Annotated in this window: 17 protein-coding genes; 13 read left to right on the top strand and 4 right to left on the bottom strand. The window is 43.8% G+C overall.

Annotated elements, in window-relative coordinates; all coding sequences use genetic code 11:
- Window positions 1-5 precede the first annotated feature (5 nt).
- Window positions 6-875 carry a mechanosensitive ion channel family protein gene (locus tag ND16A_RS10655; protein WP_052073023.1) on the bottom strand — a complete coding sequence of 290 codons (870 nt, stop codon included), beginning with the start codon at window positions 873-875 and terminating at the stop codon, window positions 6-8.
- Window positions 876-1,103: 228 nt separating this feature from the next.
- Between ND16A_RS10655 and ND16A_RS10660 the strand changes: the two genes are divergently transcribed.
- Window positions 1,104-1,367, top strand: a complete 264-nt coding sequence (locus tag ND16A_RS10660) for a hypothetical protein (protein ID WP_033077316.1) — start codon at window positions 1,104-1,106, stop codon at window positions 1,365-1,367.
- Window position 1,368: 1 nt separating this feature from the next.
- On the opposite strand, the gene ND16A_RS10665 is transcribed toward ND16A_RS10660, so the two are convergent.
- The 3 genes from ND16A_RS10665 to ND16A_RS10675 form a co-directional block, all read right to left on the bottom strand.
- Window positions 1,369-2,547: a DUF11 domain-containing protein gene (locus tag ND16A_RS10665; protein WP_160173499.1), complete on the bottom strand. Its 1,179-nt coding sequence runs from the start codon at window positions 2,545-2,547 to the stop codon at window positions 1,369-1,371.
- A gap of 119 nt (window positions 2,548-2,666) precedes the next feature.
- Complete coding sequence (locus ND16A_RS10670; protein WP_033077314.1) at window positions 2,667-3,110, bottom strand: SRPBCC family protein; 444 nt, start codon at window positions 3,108-3,110, stop codon at window positions 2,667-2,669.
- Window positions 3,111-3,273: 163 nt separating this feature from the next.
- Window positions 3,274-5,070, bottom strand: a complete 1,797-nt coding sequence (locus tag ND16A_RS10675) for an acyl-CoA dehydrogenase C-terminal domain-containing protein (protein ID WP_033077313.1) — start codon at window positions 5,068-5,070, stop codon at window positions 3,274-3,276.
- A gap of 245 nt (window positions 5,071-5,315) precedes the next feature.
- On the opposite strand from ND16A_RS10675, the gene ND16A_RS10680 reads away from it, so the two are divergent.
- The 12 genes from ND16A_RS10680 (at window position 5,316) to ND16A_RS10735 (ending at window position 18,483) form a co-directional block, all read left to right on the top strand.
- Window positions 5,316-5,684 carry a CidA/LrgA family protein gene (locus ND16A_RS10680; RefSeq protein ID WP_033077312.1) on the top strand — a complete coding sequence of 123 codons (369 nt, stop codon included), beginning with the start codon at window positions 5,316-5,318 and terminating at the stop codon, window positions 5,682-5,684.
- Window positions 5,674-6,405: an LrgB family protein gene (locus ND16A_RS10685; protein ID WP_033077311.1), complete on the top strand. Its 732-nt coding sequence runs from the start codon at window positions 5,674-5,676 to the stop codon at window positions 6,403-6,405. The genes ND16A_RS10680 and ND16A_RS10685 overlap by 11 nt, the downstream gene beginning before the upstream one ends.
- A gap of 595 nt (window positions 6,406-7,000) precedes the next feature.
- Window positions 7,001-8,473, top strand: coding sequence for a xanthine dehydrogenase small subunit (gene xdhA, locus ND16A_RS10690; protein ID WP_033077310.1), 1,473 nt, complete (start codon window positions 7,001-7,003; stop codon window positions 8,471-8,473).
- On the top strand, window positions 8,466-10,835 hold the full coding sequence (xdhB, locus tag ND16A_RS10695) for a xanthine dehydrogenase molybdopterin binding subunit (RefSeq protein WP_033077309.1): 2,370 nt from the start codon (window positions 8,466-8,468) through the stop codon (window positions 10,833-10,835). The genes xdhA and xdhB overlap by 8 nt, the downstream gene beginning before the upstream one ends.
- 22 nt (window positions 10,836-10,857) lie before the next feature.
- Window positions 10,858-11,790: a xanthine dehydrogenase accessory protein XdhC gene (gene xdhC, locus ND16A_RS10700; RefSeq protein WP_235282073.1), complete on the top strand. Its 933-nt coding sequence runs from the start codon at window positions 10,858-10,860 to the stop codon at window positions 11,788-11,790.
- A gap of 25 nt (window positions 11,791-11,815) precedes the next feature.
- Complete coding sequence (gene allB, locus ND16A_RS10705) at window positions 11,816-13,183, top strand: allantoinase AllB (RefSeq protein WP_033077308.1); 1,368 nt, start codon at window positions 11,816-11,818, stop codon at window positions 13,181-13,183.
- Window positions 13,184-13,281: 98 nt separating this feature from the next.
- Window positions 13,282-14,337 (top strand): allantoicase, encoded by a 1,056-nt coding sequence (gene alc, locus ND16A_RS10710; protein ID WP_235282070.1) that lies wholly within the window; start codon window positions 13,282-13,284, stop codon window positions 14,335-14,337.
- A gap of 4 nt (window positions 14,338-14,341) precedes the next feature.
- A complete protein-coding gene (uraD, locus tag ND16A_RS10715) occupies window positions 14,342-14,851 on the top strand; it encodes a 2-oxo-4-hydroxy-4-carboxy-5-ureidoimidazoline decarboxylase (protein WP_033077307.1) in 510 nt (169 codons plus the stop codon).
- A 22-nt stretch (window positions 14,852-14,873) separates the two neighbouring features.
- Window positions 14,874-15,215, top strand: a complete 342-nt coding sequence (gene uraH / locus ND16A_RS10720) for a hydroxyisourate hydrolase (protein WP_033077306.1) — start codon at window positions 14,874-14,876, stop codon at window positions 15,213-15,215.
- 12 nt (window positions 15,216-15,227) lie between these two features.
- Window positions 15,228-15,746, top strand: a complete 519-nt coding sequence (locus tag ND16A_RS10725) for an ureidoglycolate lyase (RefSeq protein WP_327144314.1) — start codon at window positions 15,228-15,230, stop codon at window positions 15,744-15,746.
- A gap of 223 nt (window positions 15,747-15,969) precedes the next feature.
- Window positions 15,970-17,256, top strand: coding sequence for a guanine deaminase (gene guaD, locus ND16A_RS10730; RefSeq protein ID WP_033077305.1), 1,287 nt, complete (start codon window positions 15,970-15,972; stop codon window positions 17,254-17,256).
- A gap of 36 nt (window positions 17,257-17,292) precedes the next feature.
- Window positions 17,293-18,483, top strand: a complete 1,191-nt coding sequence (locus ND16A_RS10735; RefSeq protein WP_033077304.1) for a urate hydroxylase PuuD — start codon at window positions 17,293-17,295, stop codon at window positions 18,481-18,483.
- Window positions 18,484-18,715: the final 232 nt, after the last annotated feature.

Here is an 18,715-nt window from a genome sequence, read left to right as displayed (position 1 = left end):
GACAATTAACCCGGATTTTCAACGGAGATCATATGAACATCGCGTTGTGGGAATGGAATGCTGATACCGGCTTTATCAAAAGCCATCTTCATCTCTTCATGAATGGCGAAATAGACATCCCAGTAGTCGTCACTTTTTACCCAGGGACGAACAAAAAAGTTTACTGAACTTGCGCCATGCTCTGCCACCCAAATATCGGCGTGCGGCTGTTTCAAAATACGCTTATCGGCATCTAAAACCGCTTTTATCACTTCTTTCACTTTCGGAATATGATCGGAGTAGCTGACCCCAAATTTCATATCCACGCGACGTACTTTTTGGCTAAAGTCGTTCACTAAACAGCCGTTCGACAATAAACCATTGGGAATGAAAATTTTACGATTATCAAAGGTGATCATAATGGTGTTAAAAATTTGAATTTCATCTATGGTGCCAACAAAGCCCTGTGCTTCAATGACATCACCAGATTTAAATGGACGGAAGAATAAGATAATAATGCCGCCGGCAAAATTCGCCAGACTGCCTTGTAATGCCAAACCTACGGCTAATCCCGCAGCACCGAGTAAAGCAATTAATGATGCAGTTTCAACGCCGATCATCGATGCAAAGATGATAATGGAAATGGTGCGTAAGCCAATGTTGATAATACTTACCAGAAACTTATGCAAAGTAAGCTCTACTTTTCGCGCCTTCATCGCTAAATCGACGAGTTTGACAATGCGTTTTACTACCCAGGTAGTGATCCACAGTACTAACAATGCGACCAAGATTTTTGTGCTGAAGGTAATGGCCAAATCGATAACAGTATCCAGGTGTTTTTGGATCACATCGATATCGATATTTTCGAGGACTTCAGAGGTTTCAATTGCATCCATCAGCTTACCCTTTTGTTATTAACCACGGTTCAACCTAAACCTAGGCTATTCGTTTACGAAACCTGAGCTCAGCTTACTTAGTTGAATATAGTCGATATTTCTAAAATTGATGATTTTAAGCAAGTCTTTGCAGTTATTTGCCATTATTTTTTCACTCTTTGTAATAAAATTCAGTTTCGCCAGACTATTGAATATAAATCGGGCAATTTTCATAAACGAGGATAAAAAATGATGGAGTTTATACTGTTATTTAGCAGCATTTCGGTACTAATAGTGGGGTTAAGCTGGGTTGGGGAAAAATTTAATCTTGACTTAAATTTAGCAAGAGATCATTTGGCTTTGACAAACGAACTATGGTTCGACTCGACTAGCGGTAAAACTAACCCTAGTGCTGCTGTTGAACTGCACACACTGAAACAAAGAGTAGCAACATTAGAAGCGATTATTACCGACAAAAAATATCAATTGGACGAAGAACTACGACAGTTATAATTTATTTCACCTGAACCTGATATTCGAGTGTGAATGTTTCACCATTGCTCATCACTCCCGCCATCGGTATTCGAACATCGGTAATATTGTTATCAAAGGGGCCAGTAGGTGAATAGGAAAACGATGTGCCATCGTTATTCGAATACAAAGGTGTCTCCATGGTCAGGCCTGAAGACCCCGGCGAGAATTGGAAGGGCGCATTTGTTCCATAGGCATCAAGGGATAAAACAGCATAAGGGCTCAGGTCATCTATCACAACGACGTTTTCGGCTTCACCGCCGGCAGCGGTACTTGACACCAGTACCGTGTAAGTAATGGTAGCACCCGGGGCGGCAACGCTGGTATCAGCTGACTTGACTACGGTCAATGTCGGCTCGAGCGCGGGGCCGACACCGCCGCAGTTTTCGTGGATAGGCAAACCACATAGGTTATCAATTTGCTTGATGGCATCAGAAGGATTTTGATCATGAAAATATACTTTGTCTTTCGGCAGACTGGTCGATTGACGGCTCCAGACACGCGTATAGGCCGCGTCGGTACCTAGCAGAGAGCGGTGAATGGCCAATTGAAAATTGCCGTTGATTATTCGCGCCCAAACCTTATTGTTGTCTTGACTAACATCGGACTCATAGCCATCGGAGTTTCCCGAATCGGGGGATGAGGTATTATTGCCACCAACGTCATTGTTAGCATCCACATAAGCTTCATAACCGCCGTGATCTTTAGCATCTTGCCAGCTACTTTTATTAAATTCTTCTTTTTGATAAATGCTTATGTAGTAGTCACCTCGCCCGCTTTCAACATCGGCGTCAACATCAAATTCTATACTTATGCTATGCCCGGTCGAGTTCGCCACGCTCCAGGGATTGACAAAATCGACTTCAAAATAATAGTAAACGTTATCGTAACCTGTTTTTAACGTTTTTATATCAGCACTTTCAGCCTTACCTGCATCATAGTCAATACTTTCATATAAGTCCGAATTGTAATCCTGACAGGGAGAGGTGCCAGAGGTACTACCCTGTTGAGCGGCACCATGGCAATCTTCCAATGTAGTTTGTACCAGGTTGTCTGCTACCTCACCAGGAACCTCTTTACCAAAATCAGGATTAGGCGCAGCCCATGCTATCGATGCCGCCAACAGAAAGCACAGCAGAAAAGAAAAAATTAGAGAACGCAAGACTTCCATATCATCCACTCAATTGACAATCAATATCTAAACATGCTAACAGCTTTTATGCGTGTGTCATAGCTAGGTTACTGCTTGCCGATAATAAAATTGTGCCCTTGAACAAGGGCTTAGTCATTATGATCGATTTGAATGTCATCCGGGAAAGGACGGCCACAACCGGTTTCGATGAACTGTTTCAAGCTGAGCATAAATATCGCCCATTTCATACTGCAATGACTCATAAAGCTGCACCGCTGTTGCCAGTTTTTGTGGTAAAAATGCAACCAGGTCTGCTGCTCATCCTGTGTTAATTCAAAAATCACTGACGTGCCTTGCCATTGTTCAGGCATGTCACCGTGGTGCTGCCAGTGCACCCGCTTATTGGCGATGAGTTCGACCACTTTAAAGCTTGGGCCATGGTCAGGAAAATTAAAGGTTAATATGCTGCCCTGGCTGGCATCGCCAATGGTGTGTCTGGTCCACCATTGCGATAACCCTTGATTGGTTGTTAGCGCGTGAAATACCCGGCTGATATCTGCCTTGATGCCGATCCGATGTGAAATATTATTCATCACTATCCTCCCTCGTAGGCAACTTGATGTTAAAGAAAGTGTAGCAAAATAAACGATAACAGGCTGGTAACTGCAGTTTTTCGAATGCTGTTGGCGGCAATGTATGCGGTGCGCTCTTTCTCATCGTCGTTAGAAAGAGCGCTGCCTAGAATTTTCTTTGGTTTTAGAAAGCGAAATCTTCAACGGCGTGCGCCATCATACTCCCGGCGCCGTTTTCCATACAAGCAGCATGACCTTTGGCTCTGGGTAAAATTCGATCAAAATAGAACTTGGCAGTTTTCATTTTGGCTTGATAAAACGCGCCGTCTGCCGAGTCCTGGGCCAACTTCTCATTGGCAACTTTTGCCATACGAGCCCAAAAATAGGCGAGAGTTACGTAGCCGGCATACATTAGGTAATCAACCGAGGCAGCGCCGACTTCATCCGGGTTTTTCATCGCTTTTGCGGCAATAATTTCGGTGTACTTTCCTAACTCTTCGACATAACCGCCAAGCGTCAGGCAGTAATTGCTTAAAGCTGGGTCTTGGCCATTGGCATAGCAAAAACTGGCAATTTCTGCGGCGAAACCTTTTAGTAACTCGCCTTTACTACCAAGTATTTTCCGACCAAGCAAATCCAGGGCCTGGATGCCGGTGGTGCCTTCGTACAAGCAACTGATTTTGGTATCCCGCATCAATTGTTCCATGCCCCATTCTTTGATGAAACCGTGGCCACCTAAAATCTGTACCCCATGGCTGGTACATTCCAGGCCCGTTTCGGTTAAAAAGGCTTTGGCGATTGGTGTCAGTAATGCCAGGTTTGCTTCCGCTTTGGCGATTGCCACATCATCTGTACTTGCTTGAACTATGTCTACCTGCTGTGATAAGTAACCAATCAGGGCTCTGCCGCCCTCACTAATGGATTTTTGCGTCAACAACATGCGGCGCACATCTGGATGGACAATAATTGGGTCGGCAGGACCTTCAGGGTTTTTCGGGCCAGACATCGAGCGCATTTGCAAACGGTCTTTGGCATAAGCTAATGAGCCTTGAAATGCGGCTTCGGCGGCGGCCACGCCTTCGTTGGCTACGCCGAGACGAGCAGCATTCATAAAAGTAAACATGCAATGCAAGCCGCGGTTCACCTCGCCAATTAAATGGCCGGTGGCGTTGTCAAAATTAATCACACAGGTAGAGCTACCGTTAATGCCCATTTTATGTTCGATTGAACCACAACTGACACCATTTTTGTCACTTATGCTGCCGTCATCATTGACGTTAAACTTGGGTACGATAAATAATGAAATCCCACGGGTGCCAGCAGGAGAGCCGGGGATACGGGCAATCACCACATGAATAATATTGTCTGACAGGTCATGCTCACCGGCAGAGATAAATATTTTGCTGCCGTTGATGCGATAAGTACCATCGTCATTCAATTCGGCTTTGCTGCGTAACATGCCCAGATCGGTACCACAGTGTGCTTCGGTTAAACACATGGTGCCAGTCCAGCTACCTTCCACCAATTTTGGTAAGAACATCTGTTTTTGTTGCTCACTGCCATGGCCTTCCAGGGTTGCCATACAGCCATGGCTCAACCCTGGGTACATGGCAAAACTGTGATTGGCGGCAGAGCTAAATTCGCCTATTGCGGTGTTTAATGACGATGGCAGACCTTGACCGCCAAATTCGACCGGTTGTGACAGCGTCGGCCAGCCGCCCGCAACGTATTGCTGATAAGCTTCTTTAAAACCATCGGGAGTCGAAACTTCACCCTCATACCAGCTGCAGCCCTGTTGGTCACCTATCTGGTTTATTGGCGCCAGTACTTGCTCGTTAAATTTGGCGGCTTCAGCGATGATGGCATCTACCATGTCAATGCTGGCGTCTTCATAACCTAAGGTTTGATAATGCTGTTCACAATTTAGAAGTTCTTGCATGACAAACTTAGTGTCACGTACTGGGGCTTTATACTCTGGCATGTTTTACTCAAAATCTCTGAAAATTAAAATGATTATTGGCCGCATTAAAGGTAACTAAATTAGCGTGCTGGATAGACATGTACGATAATTATACCGCTTAACTCATCAGACGTCGGACCACTTGTGTTTTTCTACCTTAATTGCTCCAGTGAGATAAATCAAATGAAATTGCAATTTACTGCTGCTATCATCTATTGATTATCCAATCTCCATATCCGTAAATCCAGCATTGTTAAGGGCTCGCCATGGACTTTATCTTAGGCTTCGTGTTGTTATTAATTTTTCAGTTATTAGGTGAGGCGCTGGTCATCTTTTTCGAATTACCTGTCTCTGGCCCGGTCGTCGGCATTGTTCTGCTGCTTGGTGCTCTGATCATAAAAGGCAGCGTCGGCAAATCGTTAAATACCGCATCGACCACACTGTTGGGACATTTGTCGATAATGTTCGTCCCCGTCAGTGTCGGTTTAATGGCACATTATCAGCTGTTAATGGATGAGTGGTTACCCATTACCATTACCCTAATCGGCAGCACTATCATCATGCTGATCAGTACAGCTTTAATCATGTCTTTTGCTAGCAAATTTTTGATAAAAGAGACTAAGCATGACCTTTGATGAAAAAATTTCAGCGATTTGGCTAATGCTCCAGGGCTCGCCGTTAACGGGCATAAGTTTAACCCTACTGGCTTATGTACTTGCCATGTATCTGTATAAAAAATCAAATTACCAGCCGGTGTTGAGTCCTTTTATTACTTCCATGGTCGTGGTGATTAGCGTGCTATTGATTACTGGTATCAGTTACCAGGATTATTTTGCCGGCGGGAAATTTATTCATTTTCTGCTTGGCCCTGCTACCGTTGCCTTAGCGGTGCCTTTGTATCACCAATTGCATCGAATTAAGCAATTATTCATTCCCATTATTATTACCTTAATTGCTTCCGTCTTCATTGGTGCGTTAAGCGCTATCGGTATCGCCGATTTATTTGGTGCCAGTGTGCAAACGCAAATATCAATAGCGCCTAAATCCGTGACTACCCCGGTGGCCATGGGCATATCTGAGCAAATAGGTGGCATCGTATCCTTATCTGCAGGGTTGGCCGCAACCACCGGCGTTGTTGGTGGCATTATGGGCATAAAAATATTCTCATTAATTGGCGTTAAAGATGATCGATTCAGAGGCCTTGCCATGGGCTTAACGTCACATGGCTTAGGGACGGCCGTAGCGTTTCAGGAAAGTAATACCATGGGCGCTTTTTCCGGCTTAGGTATGGCTTTAGCGTCATTTACTACGGCATTTATGTTGCCTTGGCTGCTCAGTGCTTTGGCAATAATATAAGCCCAGCCAAGGTGATTAATCATTTCATACCAGCCTCGAAGCTGAGGTTGGTATAATAGCCATTCCCGCTGTTATCTGTTCACCATCCCAGCATCGATACTTTTACCCGGCTGCATAAATATTGTTGCAATTCAGTGCTGGGACAAATTTCTATTTCAATCGCTGCTGGCGAAATATTTCATTTGCCGACTCGGCTTTATCATCTTCCTTTTTTTCTTATTTAGGCTATGCCTTTTTCATCCTTGAGCGATGAATATGCCAGCCGAACCAGTCAATTTCATTACAATTCAGATTTATTAGCAAATAAATTATCGCGCAAAATATTTCTTGAAAATAAATCGGAGAAATATTCTTCGGATACTACGGCTAAGTTTCAACGTTTTGATTTTAAAGTGTTTTTATTAGGTTTTTGGGTGTGATTGCAATGTTTTTAGAGGTAAACCAATAACTACAATAATCATATATTTCCTATTTTATTAACAAAATTGACACATTTTATAAAATTGACACTTGTGTCAAGTTTTGATTCTGATATATTTAAGTCATAGCAAATTGATCATTCCCCAATTCGATCAGATCAGAAACGGAAGAAATTATGACAAATAGTACAGTTCGTTTTTTATTAAACAACGACGTTGTTTCCATAGAAAACATCGACCCGAACTTGACGGTCCTACAATACCTACGCGAAATACAATTCAATACTGGCACTAAAGAAGGTTGTGCTTCAGGGGATTGTGGTGCTTGTACCGTAGTACTCGCAGAGCTCGATACTGACCATGCCGGTCAGCTGCATTATAAATCAATCAACTCTTGTATTACCTTCGTTGGTAGCTTACATGGTAAACAATTGATCACTGTCGAAGATTTGAAAGATGGGGTTAAGTTACATCATGCCCAACAAACCATTGTTGACAACCACGGTTCACAATGTGGTTTCTGTACTCCGGGATTTGTGATGTCATCATTTGCTTTACATAAACAAAAGAAAACGCCCAATCGTGCAGAAGTGCTCGAAGCACTAGCAGGTAACCTATGTCGTTGTACTGGCTACCGTTCAATCATCGAAGCGGCAATTACCTCAAGTGTAGATAGTGAAGAAGATAGTTTTGCTAAGCATTACCAGGAAACGGTGGCAACGCTGACAGAATTTCAAAAATTACCTGCGCCAAGCTTAGCGGGTAATGGTCATGATTATGTTGCCCCAAAAAATATCGACGAATTAGCATATGAATTAACCAGTGAGCCTGAATCCACGTTAGTGGCGGGTGGTACAGATTTAGCATTATCAGTTACGCAAAACTTAGCAACGATAAATAAACTTGTTTACCTTGGTAACGTTGAAGAATTAACGACTATCGAAGAAACCGATACTGAAATAGTGATTGGTTCAGCACTGCCATACAGTAAGTTCATTGACACCTTGCATCATTATTACCCAGATTTGGGCGAGATGATTGAACGTATCGGCTCAAAGCAAGTACGTAACACCGGTACTTTAGGTGGTAACGTAGGTAACGCATCCCCTATTGGTGATATGCCACCAGCACTTATTGCTCTTGGTGCGACAATGACGTTGCATGTTGCTGGCGTTGAACGCACAATTTTAGTTGAAGATTATTTTGTCGACTACAAAAAGACCGTACTTAAACCTGCTGAATTTATCAAGTCAATCCAAATCCCTAAACCAACCGCTGGCCAAACCTTAAAGCTTTATAAGATCTCTAAACGCCTTGATGACGATATCTCTGCCGTATTGGCCGCCATCTTCATCGAACAAAAAAGCGAGAGCCAGGGTCAAATAATTAATAATATCCGTATCGCTTTTGGTGGTATGGCGGCTATTCCTAAACGAGCTCCGGCCGCAGAAGCCGTGTTGCAAGGTAACACCCTAACGAAAGAATCAGTGGCGCAAGCAAAAATTGCTTTAGCAACCGATTTCCAACCGATGTCTGATGTTCGAGCTTCAGACAAATACCGTATGCGCGTTGCGCAAAACCTTATTGAAAAGTGCTATTTAGAGCTGCAAAGCAGAACGATAGAAACACGAGTGGTAAATTATGCGTAGTTTAATTGATGTAAGAAAAGCAAGTTCAAACACTGATAAAAGTGTGGTAAACGGACAAAAAAATGTCGGTTTAGGTGGTGTCGGTCGTTCTAAAAAGCATGACAGTGCTGACAAGCAAGTCGCAGGTTCTGCGATTTATGTGGATGACCGTCCGGCACTACGTGGCGAATTACACGCTGCTGCCGGTCAATCTGCTTATGCACACGCGAATATCCTTTCCATGGACTTATCCGCGGTTAAAGCTGCTGAAGGTGTTGTTGCTGTAATTACCGTTGAAGACGTGCCTGGCCATACCGATATTGGTCCGGTATTCCCGGGTGACCCGGTACTTGCCATCGGCAAGGTAGAGTATATTGGTCAACCAATTTTTGCCGTGGCGGCAACAAGCTATGACCTTGCTCGTAAAGCGGCAAAGTTAGCGAAAATCGAATATGAAGAGCTTGCAGCGGTATTAACGGTAAAAGATGCACTGCAGAAACAAAACTTTGTGCGCCCGCCATTTACGATGAAGCGTGGTGATTCAGAGTCCGCGATTGCGGGTGCTGAGCATCAATTATCGGGTGAAATCGTTGTCGGTGGCCAAGAGCACATGTACCTTGAAGGTCAAGTGTCAACGGCGGTACCAACCGAAGACGGTGGCATGGAAATTTTCACCTCATCACAGCATCCAAGTGAAGTGCAAAAACTTGTTGCTGAAGTACTTGATATTCCATTGAACAAAGTTTTAGTCGATATGCGCCGTATGGGTGGGGGTTTCGGTGGTAAAGAAACCCAGGCCGCCCCATGGGCATGTCTTGCCGCGTTACTTGCCAATGAAACCAATCGTCCGGTTAAATTCAAGTTAGGTCGTATGGACGATATGATCATGACCGGTAAGCGTCACCCATTTGAAAATAACTACACCGTTGGTTTTGACAAAGATGGTCAAATCAAAGGGATTAACATTGAAGTAAACGGTAACTGTGGTTATTCACCGGATTTATCCGATGCCATTGTTGATAGAGCGATGTTCCATTCTGATAACGCCTATTTCTTAGACCAGGCAACCGTGACCGGTAATCGTTGTAAACTAAACACCGTATCGCATACGGCATACCGTGGTTTTGGTGGCCCGCAAGGGATGATGACGATTGAAATGGTGATGGATGATATTGCCCGTCATTTAGGTAAAGATCCGTTAGAAATCAGAAAAATTAATTTATATGGTGATAATGAACGTAACGAAACTCACTATCATCAAGAAGTTGAACATAACAACTTAGCTGAAATCATTGAGTCATTAGAACTAAGCTCTGATTACCAGGCCCGTCGTCAGGCGGTGACTGAATTTAATGCCAACAACGCCATACTGAAAAAAGGTATCGCCTTAACGCCGGTTAAATTTGGTATCTCATTTACCGTGCAGCATTTGAATCAGGCAGGTGCGCTGGTTCATATCTATACTGATGGTACGATTCACTTAAGCCATGGTGGTAGTGAAATGGGTCAGGGCTTGAATATCAAAGTTGCGCAAATTGTTGCCGAAGAATTCCAGGTTGATGTGGATACGGTTGCCATTTCTGCAGCGCGTACCGACAAGGTACCAAACTCGTCGCCAACGGCGGCATCGTCAGGTACTGACTTAAATGGTAAAGCGGCGGAAGCAGCAGCAAAAACCATTAAACAACGCTTAATAGACTTTGCTTGTGAAAAGTACCAGGTAACGGCAGAACAAGTGACATTTGCAAATAACAATATTATCGTTGGTGAGCAGACCTTTAGTTTTGCCGAGTTTTCGCAAATCGCTTATATGGCACGGGTTTCATTATCTTCTACCGGTTTCTATAAAACCCCTAAAATTCATTTTGACCGGGCTACCGGTAAAGGTCGTCCATTCTTCTACTACGCCACGGGTGCTTCGGTATCGGAAGTGTTAATTGATACCTTAACCGGTGAATACAAAATGCTGCGTACCGATATTTTACAAGACGTAGGACATTCGATTAATCCAGCGATTGATATTGGTCAAATCGAAGGTGCATTTGTGCAAGGTATGGGCTGGTTAACGACGGAAGAGTTAATGTGGAATGAGCAAGGTCGCTTACTTTCAAATAACCCGGCAACGTACAAGATCCCGGCGATCAATGATGCGCCTGAAGATTTCCGTGTCGCCTTAGTGCCAGATGCGCCAAACCGTGAACACACCATTTACAATTCAAAAGCCGTCGGTGAACCACCGTTTATGTTAGGTATGTCGGTTTGGTCGGCATTAAAAGATGCAATATCGAGCGTTGCTGATCATAAAGTCAGTCCGATGCTAGATACGCCAGCAACCCCGGAGCGAGTGCTTTGGGCCGTTGAAGCGATGAAAGCGCAATCGTAAGCAACCGCTTAGGAGCAATGTTATGACTATGACTACAAAAATGAACTGGAACAGTGCCTCATACCAACTAAGCAAACAAGGTCAAGCCTATGTGTTGGTGACTTTGGTTGGGGTCTCTGGTTCAACGCCGAGAAACAGTGGTACAAAAATGGTGATTAGCCGTGATGACATTTTTGACACCATAGGCGGTGGTCATCTTGAGCATAAAGCCACTAAGTACGCGCAAAAAATGCTGGCCACCGGTAACAATGCTCAACACTTAGAGCATTTTCAACTGGGCAGTAATTTAGGCCAGTGTTGTGGCGGGAACGCCACGGTAATGTTTGAATGCTTTGCCGCGGTTGGCGTCAATATCATGTTGTTTGGTGCCGGTCATGTAGGCAAAGCATTGCTACCGATTCTGGCGCAGTTACCGTGTCAGGTAACTTGGGTTGATAGTCGTGAAGAGCAATTTCCGGTAGGCCTTGAAACTTATCACAATGTCGAAAAAGTGGTGAGCGATGAGCCCGAGCGTGAAGTAAAAGCGATGCCGGAAAACAGCTACTACATCGTGATGACGCACAATCACCAAATGGATTTTGAGATTTCGCAGGCGATATTAAAACGAGGTGATTTTTCATACTTAGGCTTAATCGCTTCGGACACGAAAAAACGTCGCTTTGAGCAACGCTTTAAGCATCGAGAAATTGACCCGCAACAAGTGGCGCGGATGAATTGTCCGGTCGGCCTTGAGCAAGTAGGTGGCAAGCTGCCAATGGAAGTTGCAGTGTCGATTGCCGGAGAGATTATTCAACATTATCAGTGCGAAAAGCAGCAAGCCGAAAATCAAATCGCCGCTCAGCACAGTGAAAAGACAACCCATACTCAGAAGTCAAAATCCCGTCCGGTTTCACAACAGGGCATTCATTGGCAAGAATTTAAGCAATTACTGACCAGCGAAGAGTCAACTGATTAGCCGTACAAACCAGAGGAGAAGCAAAGTGTCGCATTTTGCCCTACAAAGTAACAATGTCATAGTCGACAACAATGGCGACGGTGAAATGATCGCCGCTTGTGTCGAAATAAAAGATCAACTTACCTACGCCATTCATCCACATGGACAAGTATTGTCTTGCCCGGTACAAGACTTTGGTGACAAAGTCATCATGCCAGGTCTGGTTGACTCACACGTACATATCAATGAACCGGGTCGTACCGAGTGGGAAGGGTTTAACACCGCCACTCAAGCTGCTGCCGCCGGTGGTATTACCGCGTTAGTCGATATGCCATTAAACTGCATTCCAGTTACCACCACGAAAGCTGCTTTTCAAGAAAAACTCGATTCCGTTGACGATAAGTTATGGGTCGACTGTGGTTTTTGGGGCGGCGTAATTCCACAAAACATCGATGACTTAGATGAATTGCTTAATGCTGGTGTGTTGGGAGTTAAGTCATTCTTGATTGACTCTGGTATTGCCGAGTTTCCACCGGTGGCAGCCAAAGATATGCGTGCCGCCATGCCTATCCTGGCGAAACATGACGTACCCTACCTGATCCATGCGGAATTAGACTGTGGTAGCTTCAATGACGTGGTGATCACCAAAGAATACAACTCGTTTTTAGAATCTCGCCCAAAAAGCTGGGAAAACGACGCCATTTCATTAATGGTGGATATGGCGAGAGAATCAAAAGAGCAGGGCGATAATTGTAAAGTACATATCGTTCACCTTTCTTCAGACGAAGCCTTAACCACTATCGCCCAGGCAAAGAGTAAAGGTTTACGTTTTACCGCTGAAACGTGTCCGCATTATTTAACCATTGCCTCTGAAAATATCCCTGATGGCAAAACCTTATTCAAATGTTGTCCGCCAATTCGCGAGAACAAAAACCGTGAACACTTATGGCAAGCCGTTACTGATGGCCGCTTAGACTTTATCGTTTCTGATCATTCTCCTTGTACACCAGAATTAAAGCACATAGATACTGGCGATATTGAAAAAGCCTGGGGCGGTATTTCAGCATTGCAATTTGGCTTACCATTAATTTGGACCGAAGCGAAAGAGCGTGGCTTTACCTTGGTGGATTTGGCTCGTTTGATGTCGAGTGAAACCGCAAAGTTTGCCGGTTTAGACTCGGTCAAGGGCAAGATTGCCGTAGGCCACCACGCCGACTTTTTGGTATTTGACCCTGAGGTGAGCTACACCATCACCAATGAGATGATCAAACATCGTCACCACATTACCCCATATGCCGGTCGTAAAGTCACGGGCCAAGTAGAACATACCTTTGTTCGTGGCCACCATGTATATCAGCTAGATGAATTCATTAATGCGCCAAAAGGGCGGCCTTTATTAAAAGGAAAATTGTAATTATCAGTTGGCAGAGGTGCTCACCAGCAATAGTTACAGTAATACCTATGGGTATAACAACCATATCAAGAATAAATTTTAAGTAGGAAAGCAAAGCCATGATGCTAGACATAGATACTCAGGAACAGAATAAACTAAGCGGTGCGCCGCTTGCGTTAGAAACAAAATTAAAAACCCATTGTGTGGATTTAGCCAGCGAACGCGTTGGCGGTGAAACACTGTCTTGTAGTGATGATTTTTTTGCCGAGATGGAAAATTTGATCAAACCGGGTCGTGGTATTTTTATCGACGATAAATTCACCGACCGTGGCAAATGGATGGACGGCTGGGAATCTCGTCGCAGTTACGGCCGTGATAATGGTCGTGAATTTGACTGGTGCATTATTCGTCTTGGTATTAAAGGCGTTATTCGCGGTTTTGACATCGATACTAACTACTTCCGCGGTAATGCGCCTGAGTCGGTATCGGTAGAAGGGTGTGTCAGTGAAGTTGAACCAAACGCCGATACCGTATGGGAAACCGTGCTTGAGCAAGCATCAGTGGAAGCCCACAGCCAAAACATCTTTGCCATTAACAATGACAAGGCATACACCCATGTACGTCTGAACATGTTCCCTGACGGCGGTGTTGCACGTTTACGTGTATACGGCGAAGCAGACGTTAATTGGGAACACTTTATCGCTGGTGAATTAATCGATTTGGCTTACATCAAAAATGGCGGTAAGGCGTTATTAGTCAGTGACATGTTCTTTAGCGACAAAAACAACTTGATCATGCCTGGTCGTGGTAAAGATATGGGCGATGGCTGGGAGACTAAACGTCGTCGTGATCCGGGTCCGGATTGGTCAATCGTTAAACTCGCCAGTCAAGGTAGCATTGAAAAAGTTATCGTTGATACTTGTCACTTTAAAGGCAACTTCCCAGATACCTTTACCTTAGAAGGTATGGTGTCGACGAGCGATGATTTCACTGATGGTCAGCAAGAAGATAAATGGCAACCAATTATTGCCCGTACTAAATTGTACGCCCATCGTGAGCACTTATTTATCAATGAAATTATCCCGGCAAGTACAGAAACGTTTACCCATATTCGGTTAAATATTTTCCCTGATGGTGGTATTTCGCGTTTACGGACGTTCGGTAAGAAGGGCTAAACTGATGACGTTAGATGAGTTAAACAATCAAACGCCCGAGCAAGCGAATCACACGTTTATGCAATGCTGTACCTCTACAGCGTGGGTAGAGCGTATGGTAGCAGCACGATCTTTTGCTAGTGAACAAGGGTTAAGAGCCGCTGCAGATACTGCATGGCAAGGTCTTAGTGACAGTGATTTCTTAGAAGCGTTCGAAGGTCACCCAAAAATTGGCGATGTGAGTAGCCTGCGCGCTAAATATGCCAATACCAAAGAATTGGCGGGTAATGAGCAAGGCCTGGTAAAAGAAGCCAATGACGATGTGCTGGAAGTACTGGCGCAAGGCAATAGTGACTATGAAGCCAAGTTTGGTTTTATCTTTATCGTTTGTGCCACCGGTAAAAGTGCGAAACAAATGTCTGATTTACTGCAGGCTCGTTTACCAAATAATAAAGCACAAGAATTAGTCAATGCGGCCGAAGAGCAGCGAAAAATTTTCCAATTACGCATTGATAAAGCATTAGCCGAAGGCTAATCCAAAACATTAAGGAATTATTATGAGCCAAATTACTACTCATGTACTCGATACCACTCGTGGCCTTCCCGCGTCTGGTGTACCAATCACTTTATATGCACGAACTAATGATGGCTGGCAACAACTAGCCTCAGGTATGAGCAACGAAGATGGACGTTTGCCTGGTTTATTAGGTCATGATGTCGTGCTTGCTGCCGGTGTTTATCGGATGCATTTTGCCACCAGCACTTATTTCAAAGCCAATAAAGAAGATGGATTTTATCCCTATGTTGATATTGTTTTTGAACTCGATGGTAGTCACACCCATTACCATATTCCATTGCTATTAACGGCGTTCGGTTACTCAACCTATCGTGGCAGCTAAAAGGTAATTCAAATGGAAACTATGATGACTGATAAATTGCAAACTATCACACCTAAACCACTAACCAGTGAAGCCTTTAGTGACTTTGGTGATGTTATTGAAGCTAGCTCTGAGGCAAAAAACTTTGCCATTAATGACGGTTTTACCCAGCGTTATCACGATTTAGCTAAGGTTGATGTCAATGATAATGACGGTCATACCTTGATCAATATTTTCCGCTCAACACCTTTGGCACAACCAATAGCCATTAAAATGATGGAACGCCACCCGCATGGTAGCCAGGCCTTTATCCCAATGGGCTCTAACTCATATTTAGTTGTAGTAGCTCCGGCAGGCGAATTCGATGTAAATAACATTGAAGTATTCATCGCCAATGCAAATCAGGGGGTGAATTACCACAAAGGCACTTGGCATCACTTTTGTTTGGCTCTTGGCAGCGAAACTGATTTTCTCGTGGTTGATAGAGGCGGCGAAGGCGACAATTGTGACGTACTAGAATTAGATGGGTCGTTGGTTATCGCGAATAGTTAACTCATTTAGTTGGCCGGGAATATACATTGAAAAAATCAGCAAGAAGAATATTTAGAAAAAGCCCAAGGTACCAAAAATCTAGAGCACAAAGGCAACAAGCAAGAAGTCGATTAAACTGGTTTGCTAACACAGAATAACCAATTAGACGACAATATATTACAGCACAAAGCATATCGCCTTATCTGTTAAAATACACAGCGATAATGCATTAAGGTAGAACAACATGTTAAAAGTTTATCGCGGAGAATTATTACACTTTTTGGCCGATCCAGCCAAAGTGGCTCTAGAAGATAGTTATCAATACATTGAAGATGGCTTGTTAATCATCAAAGATGGCTTGATAGAACAAGTCGGTGAGGCCGCAGATTTATTGCCGACATTAGATGAAACTATTGATGTTACCCATTATGAAAATGGTTTGATCATGCCCGGATTTATCGACACGCATGTGCATTACCCGCAAACGGAAATGATTGCCTCATTCGGTGAACAATTACTCGAATGGTTAGAAAACTACACCTTTCCGTTTGAAGATCAGTTTTCTGACTTAGAACATGGCAAAAAAGTGGCTGAGTTCTTTTTAACGCAATTAGTTGAAGCTGGCACTACCACCGCACTAGTGTTTGGTACGGTTCATAAAGAATCGGTTGAGGCGTTTTTTACTGTCGCGCAACAGAAAAAACTGCGGATGATTTGCGGTAAGGTATTAATGGATCAAAACTGTCCGGAGTACTTATCGGATACTGCCCAAACTGGCTATGACGACAGCAAGGCATTAATTGAAAAATGGCATAAAACGGATCGTTTACAATATGCAATTACCCCAAGATTTGCACCAACTTGTTCAAAAGCACAATTAAACAAAGCGGGAGAACTGCTAGCTGAGTATCCAGACGTATATTTACACACTCACTTATCTGAAAACATCAATGAAATTGCCTGGGTTGAAGAGCTTTTTCCCCATGATGACGGCTATTTGGACGTTTACGATAAAAGCCAGTTATTAGGTCGTCGTAGTGTCTTCGCTCATGGTGTGCATTTACATGATAAAGAATGTCAGCGTTTGGGGGAAACTGACTCGGCCATTGCTTTTTGTCCAAGCTCTAACCTGTTTTTAGGCAGTGGTTTATTTAACCTGAAACAGGCGCAACAGTTTGATGTCAATGTTGGTATGGGTACCGATATTGGTGCCGGTACCACATTTTCAATGCTCAGTACGTTAAACGAAGGCTATAAAACTCAACAACTGCGCGGCGACATACTCAGCCCATTCCAATCGTTTTATCTGGCCACATTAGGGGGCGCCATAGCGTTAGATCTTGAGGGCACTATCGGTAACTTCACCAAAGGCGCAGAAGCTGACTTTATTGTGCTTGATTATCATGCCACGCCGCTGATGGATAGGCGTGTGCAACACAGTAAAAATATATCAGAAAAGCTTTTTATCTTAAGCATGTTAGGCGACGAACGCCACGTTAAAGCCACTCATATAATGGGTGAGCGCGTTTAACTCAGCTTTTTCCAAATAAAAGAATTAAGGAATATTATGGATCCGTATATTAATGAATGGCTAAATTTAGTCATTCGCTTTGCTCACCTTATTACCGGCATCGCCTGGATCGGTGCCTCATTTTACTTTGTCTGGTTAGACAATCATTTAGAAAAGCCGCCACAATGGAAAGCCGATAAAGGCATTGGTGGTGATCTATGGGCCATCCACGGTGGTGGTTTTTACGAAGTGGCAAAATACAAACTGGCACCAGAAAAAATGCCGACCACTTTGCATTGGTTCAAATGGGAAGCCTACACCACCTGGATCACTGGCTTCTTATTACTGTCGTTAATGTTTTATGTCGGCGCCGAATCGTATTTAATCGACAAACGCGTTGCTGATATTAGCCAGTGGCAGGCGATTGCTTTAGGCCTTGGCTCTATCGTGGTTGGTGTCGGTAGTTATGAGATTCTAGTCAGAACCAAATTAAAAGAACATGGCGTTCTATTAGGCTTGATTTTAATTGTTGTCGCTACCGCGTTATCTTATGGCCTAACCCAGGTATTTAGTGCTCGCGGTGCTTACATGCACATGGGGGCAATTATCGGTACCATTATGGCTGGTAACGTATTCTTTGGCATTATGCCATCACAACGGGCACTGGTAAAAGCGGTTGAAGAGGGCACAACGCCAGATCCAGCTTACGGTTTAAATGCCAAACTGCGTTCCACCCATAACACTTATACCACATTGCCGGTCATCTTTATTATGATCTCAAATCATTACCCGATGACCTATAATCATAGTGCCAACTGGTTGGTGCTAATAGGCATTATATTAATTACTGCCGCGGTTCGTCAGTACTTTGTATTGCGTCATTTTGGTAAACAAAAGCCAATGGTATTGGTGGGTTCGGTCGTTGCTACCATCATTCTTGCCTTTGCCATTGCCCCGCGTTCAACCGAGTTAACGGCTGAGCAAAAACAGCAAACAGTTGATATTACTAAAGTGCAAACCATTATCGAACAACGTTGTGGTAGTTGTCATTCTCAAACTCCAACCGACGAGGTCTTTACCATAGCACCAGGTGGTGTGGTATTTAATGACATTGCCTCGATTGAGCAATGGGCGCCGAGAATTAAAGCGCGAGTGATCGACTCGAAAGACATGCCATTTATGAATAAAACTGAAATGACCGAGCAAGAACGCGAGTTGCTGGCAATATGGATCGCCAATAATAGTTAACTATGCAATAACGCTAAGCCCTGCATAATGCATGGTAACGGGCATAAATAAGGCAATGGTGTTCCATTGCCTTTTGTCGTAACTAATATAAGCCGTAAATAACGGTTTAATGTGAAACAGAACAAGTACTTGAGCAATACCACTACGGCGTTGCAGCTATTTGAAAGGTTTGTACACGGATGTACAGTATTAGAGCAACGCAGGAGCAGTTGCCGGGAATAACCATTTCTAC

Source organism: Thalassotalea sp. ND16A (assembly GCF_000764205.1).
In the GTDB taxonomy this organism is placed as follows: Bacteria; Pseudomonadota; Gammaproteobacteria; order Enterobacterales; family Alteromonadaceae; genus Thalassotalea_A.
This window is presented reverse-complemented; position numbering and strand designations above follow the sequence as displayed.

Coding starts and splice junctions, on each gene's coding strand:
- ND16A_RS10655 (WP_052073023.1), bottom strand. CDS start 875: ATGGATGCAATTGAAACCTCTGAAGTCCTCGAAAATATCGATATCGAT.
- ND16A_RS10660 (WP_033077316.1), top strand. CDS start 1,104: ATGATGGAGTTTATACTGTTATTTAGCAGCATTTCGGTACTAATAGTG.
- ND16A_RS10670 (WP_033077314.1), bottom strand. CDS start 3,110: ATGAATAATATTTCACATCGGATCGGCATCAAGGCAGATATCAGCCGG.
- ND16A_RS10675 (WP_033077313.1), bottom strand. CDS start 5,070: ATGCCAGAGTATAAAGCCCCAGTACGTGACACTAAGTTTGTCATGCAA.
- ND16A_RS10680 (WP_033077312.1), top strand. CDS start 5,316: ATGGACTTTATCTTAGGCTTCGTGTTGTTATTAATTTTTCAGTTATTA.
- ND16A_RS10685 (WP_033077311.1), top strand. CDS start 5,674: ATGACCTTTGATGAAAAAATTTCAGCGATTTGGCTAATGCTCCAGGGC.
- xdhA (WP_033077310.1), top strand. CDS start 7,001: ATGACAAATAGTACAGTTCGTTTTTTATTAAACAACGACGTTGTTTCC.
- xdhB (WP_033077309.1), top strand. CDS start 8,466: ATGCGTAGTTTAATTGATGTAAGAAAAGCAAGTTCAAACACTGATAAA.
- xdhC (WP_235282073.1), top strand. CDS start 10,858: ATGACTATGACTACAAAAATGAACTGGAACAGTGCCTCATACCAACTA.
- alc (WP_235282070.1), top strand. CDS start 13,282: ATGATGCTAGACATAGATACTCAGGAACAGAATAAACTAAGCGGTGCG.
- uraD (WP_033077307.1), top strand. CDS start 14,342: ATGACGTTAGATGAGTTAAACAATCAAACGCCCGAGCAAGCGAATCAC.
- uraH (WP_033077306.1), top strand. CDS start 14,874: ATGAGCCAAATTACTACTCATGTACTCGATACCACTCGTGGCCTTCCC.
- ND16A_RS10725 (WP_327144314.1), top strand. CDS start 15,228: ATGGAAACTATGATGACTGATAAATTGCAAACTATCACACCTAAACCA.
- guaD (WP_033077305.1), top strand. CDS start 15,970: ATGTTAAAAGTTTATCGCGGAGAATTATTACACTTTTTGGCCGATCCA.
- ND16A_RS10735 (WP_033077304.1), top strand. CDS start 17,293: ATGGATCCGTATATTAATGAATGGCTAAATTTAGTCATTCGCTTTGCT.